Genomic DNA, 17,352 nt, shown 5'->3' with positions numbered 1-17,352 from the left:
TTTAAAAAAGGGCGCGGCTAAGCCACGGCTTAGCCGCTGCCCTTTTTTGCCTGCCTCCTTACTGTACTGCTAAGCTTCTTACTCCGTTACAACGACATGGTGTAGATTTCAACCGCATCTTCCCGCTGAAGCTTGCGGAAGTTCCCGAACGGACCGAATCGTATCGCCTTGTCGGCCATTGCGTCGATATGGCTTGCGTCGATATCGTAATCCGCCAAACGGCTTGGAGCGCCGATGGAATCCCAGAAGCGCCGCAGGGCTTCGATGCCTTCGAGGCCAACCTCACGGTCGCTTTTGCCGGAAGGATCTACGCCGAACACGTTCACCGCAAGCTGGCGGAACCGCTCAGGGCCTGCATCCAGGTTATACTTCATCCACTGCGGGAACAGAATCGCCAGGCCGCCGCCATGCGGGATATCATACACAGCTGACACGGCATGCTCAATATTATGCGTGGCCCAGTCTCCGGCAAAGCCCATGCTCACCATTCCGTTCAGAGCCATCGTGCCGCAGTACAGAATCGTCTCGCGCAGCTTGTAATTCTCAAGATCGTTCACCAGCTTAGAGCCGGCATCCATCATCGTCCGCAGCAGCGCTTCACAGAAGCCGTCCTGAACGGGCGTGTTGCCATCTGTGTGGAAATAATGCTCCAGGACATGCACCATCATGTCCACAACACCGTACACGGTCTGGTCACGCGGCAGAGAGAAGGTCAGCTCGGGATCGAGAATGGAGAATGCCGGGTAAGCGTAGGGGCTGCTCCAGCCTATTTTTTCCATCGTCGCTTCATTTGTGATTACCGAGTTGCTGTTCATCTCCGAGCCTGTCGCTGCGATCGTCAGAATGGTGCCGAGCGGCAGCGCTCCCTGCGGAGCCGCCTTGCGCACTGCGAAATCCCACATATCGCCTTCGTATTTCGCGCCCACAGCGATTGCCTTGGCACAGTCCAGCACGCTGCCCCCGCCGACGGCCAGAACCAGATCGATACCTTGACTGCGGCATAGATCGACGCCTTTATGTACGGTAGACAGGCGCGGATTCGGCTCTACTCCAGGGAGTTCCGTTACATTCGCGCCGATGCGTTGAAGCAGCGCGGTTACCTTATCGTATAAACCGCTTCGTTTAATGCTGCCTCCTCCATAGATAAGGAGTACACTTTTTCCGTATTTAGGAATTTCGGTGGTCAGCGCTTCAAGCGTTCCTTTCCCAAAAATCAGCCGGGTTGGATTATAAAATTGGAAATTACGCATTGGTTATGCCTCCATTATTTAGGATTAGTGCTGCATCTCTATATTATAAACCCCTAACTTTTTCCATTCAAACAAGCGGAGAGTATGTCCTGATTCCAAGCAAAAAGCCGGCTTCTCCCTAAAGAGAAACCGGCCACTCCGAGCCTGCCTTACTTATTCAATCCGCGCCAAAGCTATTGATGAAGCGTCGGAAAGCCTCCCGGCCTTCGGACGAGCATTTAAACACGCCCGCATGCTCCAGAATTTGTGTAAATTTGATGCCGACCTCGTTCCGGACAGTGCGGACGGCCTCCTCGCGATCCATTGCCGTGCCGAAGCGCCCGGTCAGCTCCGCTATCCAGTCCGCATGCTGGGCAAGCGGATGATCCGCGCCGCTGTTCAACGCTTCTAGCTCCGCCGTGTTGCCGGCGAGAATATCTGCGACTCCATCCAGCTCATTCTTCAGCCGTCCCGGTAAAATCGCCAAGCCCATGACTTCGATCAGACCGATATTTTCTTTCTTGATGTGGTGCATCTCGCGGTGCGGGTGGAAAATGCCTTCGGGATGCTCCTCGCTGGTCCGGTTGTTGCGCAGCACGAGATCCATCTCATAGCCGCCGCCTTCGCTTCGCCGAACGATGGGAGTGATCGTATTGTGGGGCTGCCGCTCGCCGCCGGCTTCGGTGAAGGCCAGAATATCGGCTGCAGGGTCGCTGTAGCTTTTCCATATTTCGTAAAGGTCGTTGGCGCATTCCAGAAGGATATCCGGATTCTCCCCATTCAGACGGATCACCGACATCGGCCAATTAACCAGCCCCAGAGTGACTCCCGCATAGTTCGGATGCTTAAAGGTCTGCAGGATAGGGGCCTTTTGAAGCGCAAAGGTATGGCGGCCTCCCTGAAAATGGTCATGCGTCAAAATGGAGCCGCCCACAATCGGAAGATCCGCATTGGAGCCGATAAAATAGTGCGGGAACTCGCTAACGAATCCCAGCAGCCGCTTCAGCGTATCCTTCGTCAGCTTCATCGGCACATGGTCGTGATGGAACACGATGCAGTGCTCGTTGTAATACACATATGGCGAGTATTGAAAGAACCATTTCTCGTTATTCAGTTCAATCGGGATCGCCCGAAGATTCTGGCGGGCCGGATGATTAAGACGTCCGGCATAGCCGATATTCTCCCGGCAGAGCAGGCATTTCGGGTACACGGGCGGCGGAAGCAGCCGCGCCATGGCGATTTCCTTCGGATTCTTCTCCGGCTTGGACAGATTGATTGTCATCTCCAGATCGCCGTATGGCGAAGGCTGCAGCCAGTAGACGTTCTTCGAAATGCGGTCCATGCGGATATAGTTGGAATCAATGCTGAGCTGATAGAACCGGTCAGTTGCGGCAGCAACGCCTTGCTCGGCGCTCAGCCGGTAAAACTCCCCGTTCACTTCCGATGGACGGGCCAGAAGAAGCCCCATGATCTTGGCATCCAGCAAGTCCCGGTACGTGTCGCTGTTCTCCGGAATCAGCCCGATTTCAAAGCCGTAATCGATCAGAACATCCAGCGGAGCCTGTGGGCCTTGCAGTTCCGTATCATCGACTTTCCCGGTATAAGGCTCGCTGAATCTGAACTGCTCCAGCAGGAGATTGCGGCTGTAATCGGTGTCGGCCGGTTCGATCAGGCGCCGGCGCGCTGCGAACAGGACGAGCTGCTCTATGGCATGAAGCGCCAGATCGGCCCCGGAAGCCGTTGTATTTTTTTCGATAACCATGATGTTGTTCTCCTTTATACCGGCTGTCATCTCTATAGGCTTCATTCAGGCTTCCCCGTACCCTTGCGGATGAGACGAATGCCAGTTCCAGGCGCTGCGGATAATCTCCTTCAGATCGGCACGCGACGGATTCCAGCCCAGCACGCTGCGGGCTTTATCGGAGGAGGCCACAAGCACGGCGGGATCGCCCGCGCGCCGCTCCTGAATGGCAACCGGAATGTCAAGGCCGGTCACTTCCTTGGCCGTCTCAATCACTTCCTTGACGGAGAATCCCAGGCCGTTGCCGAGGTTGAATACGTTGCTCCCGCTTCCGCTGCGCAGATAGGTTACAGCCCGGACATGGGCGTCCGCCAGATCGGTGACATGGATATAGTCGCGTATGCACGTACCGTCCTTGGTCGGGTAGTCGTCGCCGAAGACAGCGATGCTTTCGCGCTGCTTCAGCGCGGTCTGAAGAACGAGCGGAATCAGATGGCTCTCTGGCCGGTGATCCTCGCCGATCTTACCGCTGGCATGCGCCCCGGCGGCATTGAAGTAGCGCAGCGCCACATATTTGATGCCAAGCACCTTGTCGAACCACGACATCATCCGCTCCATCGTCAGCTTCGTTTCCCCATAGACATTGGATGGCTGGGTGCGGTCCGTCTCTTCGATCGGCACCTTCTCCGGTTCGCCGTAAGTCGCTGCGGTAGAGGAGAACACGATCTTGTTCACGCCAGCCTTCTGCATGCCTTCCAGCAGACACTGCGTGCCGTATACGTTGTTGTCGTAATATTTTACCGGGTCCTTCATGCTCTCTCCGACAAGGGAGCTCGCGGCAAAGTGAATGACCGCTTCAATCTCGTTCTCGGCAAACAGCTTGGCCAGCAGCTCCTTGTCCCGTAAATCACCCACGTACAGCTTGCCTCCCAGCAGGGATTCCCGGTGTCCTGTTACCAAATTATCCAGCACCACAACTTCCTCACCGAGGTCAAGCAGTTCCGCTACTGTGTGGGAACCGATATATCCCGCTCCGCCGGTCACCAATATAGCCATCTTTACTTCACTCCTTCCAGTTCTCTAACCCCATTACCGATGCCGCATACGTAAAATTCGCCCGTAAGACCCGTTCTATCTTTATAAGCTTTGCCCACTTCGGCGATAAACCGTTCGATATCGTCTTCATGCACCAGCGAAACGGTACAGCCGCCGAAGCCCGCGCCCGTCATCCGCGAGCCGAGCGTGCCGGGAATGCGCTGTGCTTCCTCAACCATAACGTCCAGTTCAGTGCAGCTTACCTCATACAAATCGCGCAGCGAGACGTGAGAGTCGTTCATAAGCTGTCCGAACTGTTTCAGATCATTATTTTTAAGCACCTGGACAGAGTCAAGCACGCGCTGGTTCTCTTCAACGACATGGCTCGCGCGCCGTCTGACCGTTTCATCGGCGATCTTGCCTGCATGCTGTTCGAATTCGTCCGGCTTCAATTGCGCCAGGAAACCAAGGGAAGGGATTTCTTCACGCAGCGCGGCGAGCGCCTCGTCGCACTGCTGGCGGCGTTCATTGTATTTGGAATCCACCAGCCCCCGGCGTTTGTTCGTATTGCCGATAACGAGCTTATAAGAACCGGTTATGAAAGGCACCAGATCGTATTCCAGCGTATCGCACATAAGCAGAATGGCATGATCCTCTCTGCCGTTGGCGACAGCGAACTGATCCATGATGCCGGAGTTTACGCCGACGTATTGATTCTCCGCACGCTGGGACAGCAGCGCAATTTCCACCGTATCGGTATCGCCGCCCTCCAGCGTCAGGAAAGCGAACGCCGTAACAACCTCAATGGAAGCCGATGACGACAACCCGGCGCCATTAGGGATATCTCCATGGAAGAGAAGGTCGTATCCCTGCGATACGGGATGCCCTTTTTTCTTCAACTCGACCATTACGCCAATCGGATAGTCCACCCATTCGCCGGTCTTTTCCTTGCCGATTTCGGTATAATCAATGGATAATTCATATGGAAAATTAGTTGAAGCGAACGTTACTTTACTGTCGGCTCGCGGCCGTACGATCAGTGTCGTGCCGAATTCCAGCGCCGCTGGCAGAACATATCCCCCGTTATAATCGAGGTGCTCTCCGATCAGATTGACCCTGCCCGGCGCATAGAACACTTTCTCCTCCAGGCCGCTTGTCCCGTATTTTTCAATGAATGCCGCGTTAAGCTCTTGTATACTCATTGATTCGCCCCACCCTTTCGCCCTTATCCTGCTTGGACTGAATATTCAGATGCTTCATGCTTATAGTATAATAAAATGGTTCTTTGCCAGTAATGCAATCATGTGTGTAATGTATGGATAAATGTGACTTTACCCCAGCATCAGAAAGAAAGGGATTTAGGATGGAACAAACCTATTCCGTGGCTTCCAACCCGGTCTATTACGAAGAGCAGAGCCTTCATGTACTATTCGCCGGAGAAAGCCAGACGCCGCCGCTGCACCAAGTCGGACCGAAAATCTACGATTATTTCCTGCTGCACTGCATTGAAACGGGAGCAGGCGCATTCCGCACGGAGCAGCGCACCTATGAGCTTGGACCCGGGGACTGCTTTCTCATTCAGCCCGGCCAGCTGGTCAGCTATGTATCCGACCTTGCGCAGCCGTGGAAATATAGATGGGCGGCCTTTTCCGGCACGGATGCGGGCAGGCTTGTACGCGAAGCCGGCTTCTCGCCCGAGCAGCCGGTGGCGGCGTGCGGCGACAGAAGCGTCATTCCAGAAGCGCTTGCCGGAATCATGAAGACATTCTACGCAGGCCGGGAGAGCGGTCACTTGACCTCGCTTGGGCTGCTGTATCTGACACTGGGAGAAGCGTCCGAGATGCTGAAGGACCATTCGCGCCTGCCGGGAAAGGATTCGCAGGTGAAGCGGACGGTCAAGCAGATGATTCACTATATGTCCTCCCAGTACGCCCATCCTATCTCTATTGAACAGATGTGCAAAGGGCTCGGCTATAACCGGGCTTATCTGTCGCGCATCTTCAAAGAGGACACGGGGCTGTCACCCGTTACCTATCTGCTCAAGCTGAGGATCGACAAATCACGCCAGCTGCTGCGCGAGCGGCCGGAGCTGTCGGTGGAGCAGGTAGCGGCATCGGTCGGATTAACGGACGCTCTATACTTCTCCCGCCAGTTCAAGCGCTTCTGCGGCCAGTCGCCGACGGCTTACCGCGCCGTCACGGCACGGCAGCAGGATCACTAGCCGCTGCTAGACCGGTTAACTATCGTTCCCGGTCTTCAAAATAATCTCGATCCGGTCCAGCTCCTCGTCCGTGAATTCGAGATTGGACAGCACCGCCACGTTCTCATCAATCTGGCTGACCCGGCGCCCTGAAATCGCCCGGAATGCCGTTCAGATATTTATTCGTCAGCAACCTTGCCCGAGCGGCGTAAAAGCGATGGTTCCATTCGGAGCGGTCCGAATATTTATTTTTAAACTGCCGCAGGACATTGTAATCACCGGCATGAGCGAAGACGGGGGAAACCGTCAGCCCAGCATCTCGCTTATTCTGTCCATCGCCCACCCGATCCGATCGGTAATGATCAGGTCAGCACGTGAATCGTAAGACGTCGGTTCGCCGTTGAGCAGCACGGTATGCTTGCCTTGAAAATATTGAATAAGACTGGCTGCGGGCTGCACGGTCAGCGAAGTTCCCCCGATGATGAGCAGATCGGCGTTTGCAATCGCCTGGACGGAATCAGTCAGCACCTTGTGGTCCAGTTCTTCCTCGTAAAGTACAACATCCGGCTTAATGATGCCGCCGCATTCCGGGCAGCGGGGAACGGTCTCTTCACTGCCAGTAATTGCATCCAGTCCGTAATAACGGGAGCAGCTCATACAGTGGTTGCGGTGCACGGACCCGTGAAGCTCCAGCACGCGCCGGCTGCCCGCTTTCTGGTGAAGCCCGTCGATATTCTGCGTCACGACCGCGCTCAGGCGTCCATCCTGCTCGAGGCGCGCCAGAAGCTGGTGGGCGCCGTTCGGCTGGGCATCCGGATGAAGCATCTTGCCCCGGTAAAAATCAAAAAAAATGTCCGGCTTTGATATGAAGAAGCTGTAACTTAGCATTTGCTCGGGCGGATATGGCGAGGATTTCTCCGACAGATACAGCCCCGCCGCGGAACGAAAATCGGGGATTCCGCTTTCCGTGGATGTTCCAGCTCCTCCGAAAAAGACGATACGGCTGCTTTCCTGTATCCAGGAAGCCAAGGTTTGCAATGAATCCATAGCTTGTAACCATCCTTTCTGGTGTAAAGTCATACTGAAACGGTAAGCTCGGTAAAATCGCGGACGACGGTATCGGCGTCCGCCAAATGCTCCGCCGTTCCCGCCGCCGATGAAATCCCGATGGCTAGGCGAAGACCCGCTCCCCTGCCCATCTGCATATCGGCGTTGCTGTCACCGATGACGACGGTCTCTTCAGGCAGCGTCCCCAGCTCCCGGCAGGCGGCTTCCGCCATTTCCGGAGCAGGCTTGCCTTTGACGACTCTGTCCCTTGTCACCACCGCGCCGAAATAACTGGAAATGCCGAGCCATTCCAGATGCTCGGCCGTCGTATGCGATTCATCCGACGTTACCACTCCCAGCCGAAGCGAAGCCTGCGCGCACTGCGCAAGAAAGGGCAGCAGCCCGGGCAGGGGCTTTGCGGCTCGGCGCTCGCGCAGCTCGTTCATCGCATCTTTGGCAATGCCCATCACCCGCACTATCGCGTCATTCCAGGGAACGCCCGCAGCATAGAGCTGCCAGGCCAGAATGCCGTAGGTCTGCTCCACCGTGGCCATCGGGAGCGGCCCGCCGGGATCGTACCCTGTGATCCGGCCTTTCGCATCCTGCACGGTGCCGAGCAGCAGGTTCTTATCGCCTGTAAAGCCGGCGCCAATCAGCGCCATGTGGGTCTCCATATCCCGAAGCACGGACTCCGCCCATGTTCCCCACATTTCCATCAGATCAAGCAGCGTGCCGTCCTTGTCGAACAGGATGGCTTTGCAGGGCACCGATATGCCGTTCACATGCAGTAGAGGCACTTTCGCTTCTCCCTTCCGTCCTTATGTAATTCAACCTTGCGTCCGTCCCGGCTGCTGCACAGCAGCCGAAGCTGCCGGGCCGCCTTAGGACTAACGGAGATTGTTCATCCAATCAAGCAGCGCCCGTACCGTTTCGGCCTGCTGCTGATCCTCGGAAATCGTCGCCTCTCCGTCTCCCTTTTGCGATCCATAGCTGCCGAACTGGGCGTGATTGCCTCCTTCAAGCGAATAGTACACGGTGTTGTCCGGCAGATAGGCTCTGCCCTCAAGATATTTCTTTCTGTCCAGTACCTTGTCCTCGGTGCCCAGTACCGACAGCGCCGCCAGAGTCGTCGACTTCAGACTCCCTTTCGCGTCCGGATAGGAAGCCAGAAAGAACACGCCGGCCAATTCGTCCGGGTGGCTCGCGGCAAACCGCGAAGCCATGACGCCTCCGAGCGAATGACCGCCAAGGACAAAGGACAGCTTGGGATGCACACGGATAATATCCTCCGCCGCGTCACTCCGGGTCACCGCGAGATTGAGCGGCATGCGGGCGATATAGACCGGATGTCCGGCTGCTGCCAGCCGTCTGGCCAGCGGCGCATAGGCTTCGGCCTCGACCAGATCCCCCGGATAAAATATGATGCCTGTCCCGCTCGCAGTAGAGGGCTCGAAGGAAATCCAGTTGTCATTCCGCTCCACGAGGATTCCCCTGCCGGAAATGAGGGCACTCTCGGCCTGGCCTTCCGGGGTGTAAGGCTTCAAATAGAACCAGAGAGTCCCCGCAGCAGCCGCGCCAAACGCTAACAATATAATGAGACCGCGCTTCGTACGTTTTTTAATCAAGATGTCCACTCCCAGGTATACCGCATATGCCGCTTAATTCTTAAGGAAAATTATAGAGGAATCGATACACGCAAACAACCTTCGGCCCTTGACGCATCTGGCCTTAACGGCAGTGCTCTCTTGCGCTTATTTGTGATAAACTTAACATCGCCCGGTAGAAAAAACCGGCTCTTTGTGATAGACTCTACTAATAGGAAAAACCGCTATTATTATAGAAACGGCGCCGGCCACCCTCTTTCTCATAGAGCTGGACCCTGTTCTTTCTATAACCGCGGCTTCGCGGCTCTTCAGAGAGCAGTGCGTTAATGCGGCAAAATATTGGAATTGCAATTGAATAAAGGGGGAAATTTTTAAGTATGGCAGCCAAGAAAATGCGTTCAGACATGATCACAAAAGGCTTCGACCGGGCTCCGCACCGCAGTCTGCTGCGGGCAGCCGGCGTTAAAGATGAGGATTTCGGCAAACCGTTTATCGCGGTCTGCAATTCCTATATCGATATTGTACCAGGTCATGTGCATCTCCAGGAATTTGGCAAAATCGTCAAGGAAGCGATCCGCGAAGCGGGCGGCGTTCCTTTCGAATTTAATACGATCGGCGTTGACGACGGCATTGCGATGGGACATATCGGCATGCGCTACTCGCTTCCGAGCCGCGAGATTATCGCCGACTCCCTGGAAACGGTCGTATCCGCGCATTGGTTCGACGGTATGGTCTGCATCCCGAACTGCGACAAGATTACGCCGGGTATGATGATGGGCGCGCTGCGCGTCAACATCCCGACCATCTTCGTCAGCGGCGGACCGATGAAGGCCGGCGTTGACAGCAAAGGCCGCAAGCTGTCGCTGACTTCCGTATTTGAAGGCGTAGGCGCCCACCAGGTCGGCAAAATCAACGACGCGGAGCTGCTCGAACTCGAACAATACGGTTGTCCGACCTGCGGTTCCTGTTCCGGCATGTTCACCGCCAATTCCATGAACTGTCTGGCCGAAGCGCTGGGCCTCGCCCTGCCGGGCAACGGCACAATACTGGCCGTGGCGGAAGAGCGCAAGGAATTCGTGCGGCAGTCCGCCAAGCAGCTCATGGAACTGATCAAGCTTGATCTGAAACCGCGCGACATCGTGACGAAGGAATCGATCGACAATGCGTTTGCGCTCGATATGGCGATGGGCGGTTCCACCAACACCGTGCTGCACACACTGGCGTTGGCGCAGGAAGCCGGCATCGAATATCCGCTGGAGCGGATCAACGAAGTGGCCAATCGCGTACCGTACCTGGCCAAGCTGGCCCCTGCCTCGGACATCTTCATCGAGGATGTGGACCGCGCAGGCGGCGTCAGCGCCGTGCTGAACGAGCTGCTGAAGAAGCCGGGCACGCTGTTTGGCGATTGCATGACCGTTAGCGGCAAGACGCTGGCCGAGAATGTCAGCGGACATGAAATTCAGGATACAAGCGTTATTCATACGCTTGATAATCCTTATTCCAAGGTCGGCGGATTGTCCGTCCTGTACGGCAACCTCGCTCCGGAAGGCTCGATCATCAAGGTCGGCGCGGTTGACCCGTCCGTGGGCGGCTACCATAAAGGGCCGGCAATCTGCTTTGACTCCCAAGATCAAGCGCTGGAAGGCATCGCGGGCGGCAAGGTCAAAGAAGGCCACGTTGTCGTTATCCGCTATGAAGGTCCAAAAGGCGGACCGGGCATGCCGGAAATGCTCGCCCCGACCTCGCAGATCGCCGGCATGGGCCTTGGCGCCAAGGTCGGCCTGATCACCGACGGCCGCTTCTCGGGCGCTTCCCGCGGCATCAGCATCGGACATATCTCGCCGGAGGCGGCGGAAGGCGGACCGATCGCTTTTGTCCGGGACGGCGACATCATCGAGCTGGACCTGAACAACCGGAAGATCGAGCTGCATGTCAGCGATGAGGAGCTGGAGGAACGCCGCAAAGACTGGAAAGAGTTCGAACCGAAGGTGAAGACAGGCTACCTCGCCCGGTACTCCAAGCTTGTAACGAACGCCAGCAAAGGCGGTGTGTTGAAAATCTAGTTCGAATTCTAGTTCGAATACAGCCAAAAACCTAAGACCGTGCAATAACAGCAATAAGCCCGAAGGGCGATTCGTCGATTGACGATGCCTTCCGGGCTTTTTTGTCCGCAGATTGATGTGATCAGCTCTCAACCTCACCGGTTGCGATTACATCCTGATACCAATAAAAGCTGTCTTTCGGCGTACGGGCAAGCGTATCATAATCCGTATGAACGAGACCGAACCGCATGCTGTACCCATAGGCCCATTCGAAATTGTCAAGCAGTGACCAGGCAAAATACCCTTTAACCGGAATGCCATTCGAGATGCAGCGGTGAAGCTGAAGCAGATGCTTGTGCAGATAACCGACCCGCTTCGTATCCGCTACGATTCCGTTGTCCGGCCCGTCGTTGTAGCAGGCCCCGTTCTCGGTAATGTAGATTGGAATGTCGCCGTACCGGTTCTGAATATAGCTTAGCACTTTGTAAAAGCCTTCCGGATAAATCGGCCAGCCGATATCCGTCCGGTCATACCCCATCTCCACCGGCCCGCATGCCGTAAGACCGGCGTCTTCATCGTACCTTGCCAATGAACCGGAATAATAGTTGATGCCCAGGATATCGATCTTCTCATGAATGAGCTCCATATCCCCTTTCAGGATCGGCACCTCCGCTCCCTTCTCACGGAACCATTTCACCAGAAAAGACGGATACTCGCCCTTAAACACCGGGTCCATGAACCACTCCACATACCAGCCGTTCTCCCGTTTGCAGGCTTCGATATCCTTCTTTCGGCTGCTGTACGGCTCCATCCAGGTTACATTGGGCGCATAACCGATCTCTCCCGGAAGCCCCGATTCTCTAAATTTTCGTACCGCGCTGCCGTGAGCGAGAAGCAGATGGTGGGCGACGGTAACAGCAGTCTGCAAATCCTTATTGCCTGGCGCGTGTGTTCCCTGGTAGTTGGAAAGAAACGACACGCACCAAGGCTCGTTAATCGTCAACCATTTCTTGATTTTTCCTCCCAGGCTGCGGAACAGCGTCTCGGCATAGGCGGCAAATGCATCCACCGTCTCCCTGTTCTCCCATCCCCCCGAATCCTGAAGAGATTGCGGCAGGTCCCAATGATACAGCGTGCATACAGGTTCGATTCCATTCTCAAGCAGAGCGTCAACGAAAGCATGATAGAACTCAAGTCCTTTGGCGTTAACCTCTCCCGTGCCTGCCGGAAAAATACGCGGCCATGCGATGGAGAACCGGTATGATGTGATTCCGAGTTCCTTCATCAGGGCGATATCCTCAAGGTACAGATGATAACTGTTGCAGGCGACATCCCCATTGTCCATGTTGTCTACCTTGCCTGGAATGCGGGAAAACGTATCCCAAATCGACATCCCTCTTCCATCTTCATTGTAAGCCCCTTCAATTTGATATGCAGCGGTTGCCGCTCCCCAGACAAAATCTTGTGGAAACTGTACGGTTCTCATTGGTATGACCTCCTATTGGAATTAGGCTGACAAATAATACGCCGACACTTCTATATTACATTTTTGGAGAGTCGATGAGAATGATATTTATTTGTTTTTTGAAACAAGTCCATGAATCGGCCGTACAAAATGTTTAAATGCCGGTGGTCGCGGTCTCGTCCGGGACAAAAGAAGGCCCTCCTCCGGCAAAGCGCCGCCGGCTCCGCCGCAGCGGACCGGATCAACGTCTGCAAGAAAGGGCCTGTTGTGGCGAAAATGGAATCAATGGGCGTGAGCGCCGGGAAATTCCTCTGCCGCCATATCATCCTCAAGTACCGCAGCGGCATCTTGCCGCTTGCGCAGCTTCGTCCCGGTACACTTTTGTCCATAGTGATCGAGCAGTTGCGACACCGGCATCAGGATCATTTTGGGGACGAGCGCCTCGCTCCGTTCTTTCAGCCTCGCACCGCCAGCCGGGTGAATGACGCTGAGAAGGACGCTAAGATAGAACTTCGTAAGCCGGGCAAACAGCCCCTCCGGCAGATCCTTGACGGTAAAGCCGAACTTCTCCGGCCCCCGGTTAATCATGGTGACACCGTACAATGCCTTCACTTCCGCAAGCGACTCGTCGCCGGCGATAATCTCGGCGAGAACCGGCAGATCCTGATCCATCCGCCGGATCATCCGGATGGCGAGCTGCGCTGCGGAACGGGACTGTATGCCGAGCTCAAAGAGCTGCCGGTTGTCGACATGAATCTCAATGATGCTGTCGCCCTTGCTCAGCGTCATTCCGCGGTCCAGCGAAATCGCCTGTCCCTGGTATTCCCGAAGACGGTAATGCAGAAACGGCAGGTTTGGCGTTACGGTCCGCAGGCGGAACATGAGCCGGAAGCACCGCTCCCAAGTTAGCCATGCTCCGACGAGCAGCCGCTTGCCAAAGGACAACCGGAGGAGCGGAGATTTCTCCGCAGCCTTAATCATATCGTCGACCCGGATGCTGCGCAGCCCCCGTCTCTTGGCTTCTTCCAGAGTTCGTTCCAGTGCGATAAGCATTTGCTCCGGCGCCTCGGGATCGGCCCCCAGCGTCAAGCCGCAGTCATGCAGCAGCATGACTTCGCCGGGACCCAGGCGTGCCAGCATTTTTTCCGTCAGCCGCTCCGTCCCAAGATTTTGGCGCCAATCGCCGAACATCGCCGACCATAGCACGATTTTGACATGACGGCGCTTCGAGAAATCGAACAAATTGACGATACCCCAAGGCGGACGGTAGTACGTGCTGCGCTCGCCGGTAACTCCGTAAATAATATCGTTGGTGCGCTGAATTTGCTTGCGGACGGTGCTCGGGCGCATCAGCCAGTTGCTCTTGTGGATGTAGTTATGAATACCGATAAGATGGCCCTCGTCATGCATGCGCCGAATCAGCTCAGGATGCCTCTCCGCATGGGAACCGACCACAAAAAAAGTAGCCTTGGCACCATACTTACTGAGCAGATCAAGCAGTCTTGGCGTATACTTCGGGTCGGGCCCGTCATCGAATGTGAGGGCAAACTCCTGTACCCCGGATCCTTTTCGGAAGACGCGGTAACCGAAGAGCCGGCTGATAATGCCGGGAATAAAAGCATAAAATGTCGAGATGTAGAACAACCAGAGCAGCAAAGTCTCCATTTTTCTTCCCCGCTTTTCTCCAGAGTTGACTTTAGAGCCGCTCTTACGTCTGCCAGCTGCCAGGCGGAATGCGGCTAAAGTGAGTATCTCCCGCCTAAGTGCGGACGTGAAATCAAAACATCACTCCCTATTTTACCACAGCTGTCAAAGAAAAAGACGGTTTTTTGGTAAAATCGTGTACAATGGAATACAGGTCAGTGCAAGAATGAATTCAAACTGTAAAGGAGTCGTTAAATCCATGCTGCCTCTGTACAAAAAATACTGGCGTACCTTTTTCGATATCGGGCTGCTCGTGCTAACCGTCTACCTGGTCATGCTCGCCTTCAGCAAGCTGTACCAGTTGGCCGCTCCCGTGTTCCTCTCCTTCTTCGTGTTCATGCTCATCGAGCCGCTGGCGCGTTTCTTGAACCGTAAGGGGCTGCCCAAGTCGTTCGCCTCCGCGATCTCCGTGCTGCTGTTCCTGATCCTGCTGCTGGGGACGCTGTTCGGCGCGGGGCTGCTGATCGCATCGCAGGCGCTGCAGTTTCAGGATAACCTTCCCCATTATACATATGTAGTGCAGCAGCATTTTATGGAGCTCACCACCTGGCTTCAGCAGAAAATCGAGAATCTCCCGCCCAATATGACTGAGAAGCTGAACGGCTATTTCAAAAGCGCCACTAATCTTCTGTCGGGCTGGCTTATTGTTTTCTTCAAATATATGATCGGCGTTCTCGGTACGTTCTCTTCGTTTATGGCCAATTTCGGAGTCGCCATCATTCTCGCATTCTTTCTCAGCATGGAGATCAAGGATTGGCGGCGGATCGCCCATGACAAAATGCCGAAGACGTTCAAGACGGCCTACCATTTCCTGCAGGGCAACGTCTTTAAAGCTATCGGCTCCTATTTGAAGGCGCAGCTGATCCTGATTTCGATTACGTTCGTCATAGTACTGGTTGGCCTCTTCATCCTGCGGTCCGGAAACGAACTCACAATGGCGCTCGTCTGTGCGGTGTTCGACGTGCTGCCGCTGCTCGGCGTGTCGTCGATTCTGATCCCCTGGATCATCTATCTGTTCATCATCGGCAACACCTCGCTTGCAGTCGGGCTTATCATCCTGCTGGCCGTCGTCCTGATCGTCCGCCAGCTGCTGGAGCCGAAAATCACCGGCAACTCCATCGGTGTCTCCTCGGCATTCCTCATGCTGTCCTTTGTTATCCTGTCGACCTCGGCCTTCGGTATGGCGGGACTGATTCTGTCGCCCATCCTGCTTATTCTGATTAAAGAGCTGCTGCAGCAGGGCTATCTTCAGCAGTGGATTTCCCTTCCGCAGGAGGAATTCATCGTGTCTCCGTTCGCTTATAGCGACGGGAACGGAGCTGCGGAAGATGTTTCTGCCGCGAAAGGCGATGCAGATATCAAGCATGAGGGGACTCGGCCAGCAGGTCCATGACTTCGCCGAACAATCGGGTCGCGGTGTGGGAGCTTCCCGGAGCCGCGTTCTTGACCAGCACCGCAACCGCATATTTGGGCAGCTCCGCCGGACCGAAGCCGATGAACCATTGATTGTTGCGCGAAAGACCATTGACCATAGTCTGCGCCGTGCCGGACTTGCCCGCAAGCGCCCAGCGCGCGCCGTGCAGCGGCTGTCCGGTGCCTTCCGTCACTACCCGGCGCATCCAGGACCGCAGCAGCTTCGCGGTTCGCTCCGAGATGCGCCCTTCGGCGGCGGGCGCCAGATGCGGGGGCAGGTCCATCAGCTTCTGCCCATTGGCAAAATCGACTTCGTGCAGGATTCGCGGCGCGCGAACCTCACCGCCATGCAGCAGCGTGACGGCCAGGTTGGCGGCCTGCAGCGGCGTCACCCTGGAGTCGCGCTGGCCGATGGCCGTCTGCACCCTGGCTCCCCCGTCACCCGGGAGCAGCGTCCGAAAGACGGTTCCGCGCTGTTCGCCGTGAAGCGGCTGCAGCATCGGCAGGCCGAGAACCTTCTCCTGCCTCCAACCGATGTCCCTGCCGATGCCCAGCGAGAGCGCCGCCGCCTGAAGCTGACTCGCGGTCAGCCGCTCCGCAAGCGTGGCGAATACGGTGTTGCAGGACAAGGCGAAGCCTTGTTCCAGCGTCACTGCGCCATGCCCGGCCTCTTTATGGCAGGACAGTCCGTATCTGCCGTAGGCTCCGTGGCAGTGGAACACCTCGCCGGGCGAAGTCACCCCAGCTTCCAGCGCGGCGGCGGCGGTGACGATTTTGAAGATCGAACCGGGAGCCGCCGCTTGCAGCGCCCGGTTGTTCCATTCTCCGCCCTGCGGAGAAATGTCCTCCGGATCGTAGAACGGCAGCGACACCATCGCCGTTACATCGGCGGATTCCGCGTCCAGCACGACGACTGCGCCTTCCTTCACCCCGTCCCCCTGCGCCAGCTTTTCGATGGCTTCCTGAAGACGGCGGTCGATGGTTGTGCGGATCGACAGCGGATAATAAGGATTGGACGGTGTCCGCACCGTCAGCCCGCTGCCGGGCAGACGCTTCCCTTTCGCATCGACTCTAGCATATACTTCGGTATGTCCGATCCCGCGCAGCAGGGGCTCCAGTGTCTTCTCAAGTCCAGTCGTTCCTTCCAGCGGCACCCTGAGTTCTGAAGGCTCATTCTTTGGGGCGAATGCTTCCTCATCGCCATCCACTCCTGCCGCTTTCTTCGGTACAGCTTCGGACAAATGGCCGAGCCACTGCCGCCCCGTAAGGCTGCCGCCCGGCCTGCGGGCAAACGGCATCACCCGCACGCCGTCAATGCCAAGCCTGCTGATTTCGTCCGCCTGCTGCTGCGAAAGCGCAAGCGGTCCCCCACCGGACTTTGCGGGCCACAGGAAAGGCTGTGCCAGCTTCTCTCTTTTTGCCTCAAGCTGTTCATAAGGTACGCCGAGGACCTTTGCCAACCGGCGAAGTGAAGCGGTATCCCCGTCTTCGTCCGTCATAGGCTGTCCACCCTCCTGCGGAAAAAAAGCCGCCGTCCAGACCGTTTCTCCGGCCAGCGGCAGACCATGGCGGTCATACAACCGCCCCCGCCCGGTATCGAGCACAATCTCCCGTTCGCTCTGAATCTGTGACATTTTGGCAAGAGGGTACTCCCCTCCCGGAACCTGGCGCCCGCTAGTAACGAACTGCAGCCAGGCTAGCCGCAGCGCAAGCAGAGCAAAAGCGGCGGCTAGAAAATAGATAGCGGCATACATTCGCTTCTTACGTTGATGACGTTTATTCTGCATCTTTCTGCCTCCGGACCCGGAATTTTTCCTATTATGCCCAGTGCGCGAAATAAGATGCTTAATTGGCGGATGATATGCGCAAAAG

The 17,352-nt window shown here is 56.1% G+C and carries 13 protein-coding genes; 3 read left to right on the top strand and 10 right to left on the bottom strand.

The genetic code is table 11. The features are described 5' to 3' along the window. Positions 1 to 86: 86 nt before the first annotated feature. From PDUR_RS08775 to PDUR_RS08760, 4 genes are all read right to left on the bottom strand, one after another. The gene (locus tag PDUR_RS08775; protein WP_042205938.1) at positions 87 to 1,250 is read right to left on the bottom strand and encodes an iron-containing alcohol dehydrogenase; all 1,164 of its coding nucleotides are present in this window, start codon (positions 1,248 to 1,250) and stop codon (positions 87 to 89) included. A 157-nt stretch (positions 1,251 to 1,407) separates the two neighbouring features. Next, positions 1,408 to 2,991 carry a UDP-glucose--hexose-1-phosphate uridylyltransferase gene (locus tag PDUR_RS08770; protein WP_042205937.1) on the bottom strand — a complete coding sequence of 528 codons (1,584 nt, stop codon included), beginning with the start codon at positions 2,989 to 2,991 and terminating at the stop codon, positions 1,408 to 1,410. 45 nt (positions 2,992 to 3,036) lie between these two features. After that, positions 3,037 to 4,026, bottom strand: coding sequence for a UDP-glucose 4-epimerase GalE (galE, locus tag PDUR_RS08765; protein ID WP_042205936.1), 990 nt, complete (start codon positions 4,024 to 4,026; stop codon positions 3,037 to 3,039). A gap of 2 nt (positions 4,027 to 4,028) precedes the next feature. Beyond that, positions 4,029 to 5,207 (bottom strand): galactokinase, encoded by a 1,179-nt coding sequence (locus PDUR_RS08760; RefSeq protein ID WP_042205935.1) that lies wholly within the window; start codon positions 5,205 to 5,207, stop codon positions 4,029 to 4,031. A 161-nt stretch (positions 5,208 to 5,368) separates the two neighbouring features. Here PDUR_RS08760 and PDUR_RS08755 point away from each other — a divergent pair, with 161 nt between their 5' ends. Then, complete coding sequence (locus tag PDUR_RS08755) at positions 5,369 to 6,226, top strand: AraC family transcriptional regulator (RefSeq protein ID WP_042205934.1); 858 nt, start codon at positions 5,369 to 5,371, stop codon at positions 6,224 to 6,226. A 285-nt stretch (positions 6,227 to 6,511) separates the two neighbouring features. Here the strand turns inward: PDUR_RS08755 and PDUR_RS08750 are convergent, their stop codons facing one another. The 3 genes from PDUR_RS08750 to PDUR_RS08740 form a co-directional block, all read right to left on the bottom strand. Continuing rightward, positions 6,512 to 7,252 carry an NAD-dependent protein deacylase gene (locus PDUR_RS08750; protein WP_042205933.1) on the bottom strand — a complete coding sequence of 247 codons (741 nt, stop codon included), beginning with the start codon at positions 7,250 to 7,252 and terminating at the stop codon, positions 6,512 to 6,514. A 29-nt stretch (positions 7,253 to 7,281) separates the two neighbouring features. Beyond that, a complete protein-coding gene (locus tag PDUR_RS08745; RefSeq protein ID WP_042205932.1) occupies positions 7,282 to 8,049 on the bottom strand; it encodes an HAD family hydrolase in 768 nt (255 codons plus the stop codon). Between the two features lie 90 nt (positions 8,050 to 8,139). Continuing rightward, positions 8,140 to 8,886, bottom strand: coding sequence for an alpha/beta hydrolase (locus PDUR_RS08740; RefSeq protein ID WP_233277510.1), 747 nt, complete (start codon positions 8,884 to 8,886; stop codon positions 8,140 to 8,142). 347 nt (positions 8,887 to 9,233) lie between these two features. On the opposite strand from PDUR_RS08740, the gene ilvD reads away from it, so the two are divergent. Continuing rightward, complete coding sequence (gene ilvD / locus PDUR_RS08735) at positions 9,234 to 10,919, top strand: dihydroxy-acid dehydratase (RefSeq protein WP_042205930.1); 1,686 nt, start codon at positions 9,234 to 9,236, stop codon at positions 10,917 to 10,919. Between the two features lie 121 nt (positions 10,920 to 11,040). Here the strand turns inward: ilvD and PDUR_RS08730 are convergent, their stop codons facing one another. Further along, the gene (locus PDUR_RS08730) at positions 11,041 to 12,384 is read right to left on the bottom strand and encodes a GH1 family beta-glucosidase (RefSeq protein ID WP_042205929.1); all 1,344 of its coding nucleotides are present in this window, start codon (positions 12,382 to 12,384) and stop codon (positions 11,041 to 11,043) included. A 261-nt stretch (positions 12,385 to 12,645) separates the two neighbouring features. Further along, positions 12,646 to 14,028 carry a polysaccharide deacetylase family protein gene (locus tag PDUR_RS08725; protein WP_042205928.1) on the bottom strand — a complete coding sequence of 461 codons (1,383 nt, stop codon included), beginning with the start codon at positions 14,026 to 14,028 and terminating at the stop codon, positions 12,646 to 12,648. Between the two features lie 238 nt (positions 14,029 to 14,266). Here PDUR_RS08725 and PDUR_RS08720 point away from each other — a divergent pair, with 238 nt between their 5' ends. Then, positions 14,267 to 15,460 carry an AI-2E family transporter gene (locus PDUR_RS08720; RefSeq protein WP_081949444.1) on the top strand — a complete coding sequence of 398 codons (1,194 nt, stop codon included), beginning with the start codon at positions 14,267 to 14,269 and terminating at the stop codon, positions 15,458 to 15,460. Here the strand turns inward: PDUR_RS08720 and PDUR_RS08715 are convergent. After that, the gene (locus PDUR_RS08715; protein WP_052410131.1) at positions 15,426 to 17,267 is read right to left on the bottom strand and encodes a peptidoglycan D,D-transpeptidase FtsI family protein; all 1,842 of its coding nucleotides are present in this window, start codon (positions 17,265 to 17,267) and stop codon (positions 15,426 to 15,428) included. The genes PDUR_RS08720 and PDUR_RS08715 overlap by 35 nt on opposite strands. Between the last annotated feature and the right edge of the window lie 85 nt (positions 17,268 to 17,352).

This window comes from Paenibacillus durus, assembly GCF_000756615.1.
In the GTDB taxonomy this organism is placed as follows: domain Bacteria; phylum Bacillota; class Bacilli; order Paenibacillales; family Paenibacillaceae; genus Paenibacillus_AQ; species Paenibacillus_AQ durus.
The sequence above is the reverse complement of the archived record's forward strand: the minus strand, read 5'-3'. Positions and strand labels throughout refer to the sequence as shown.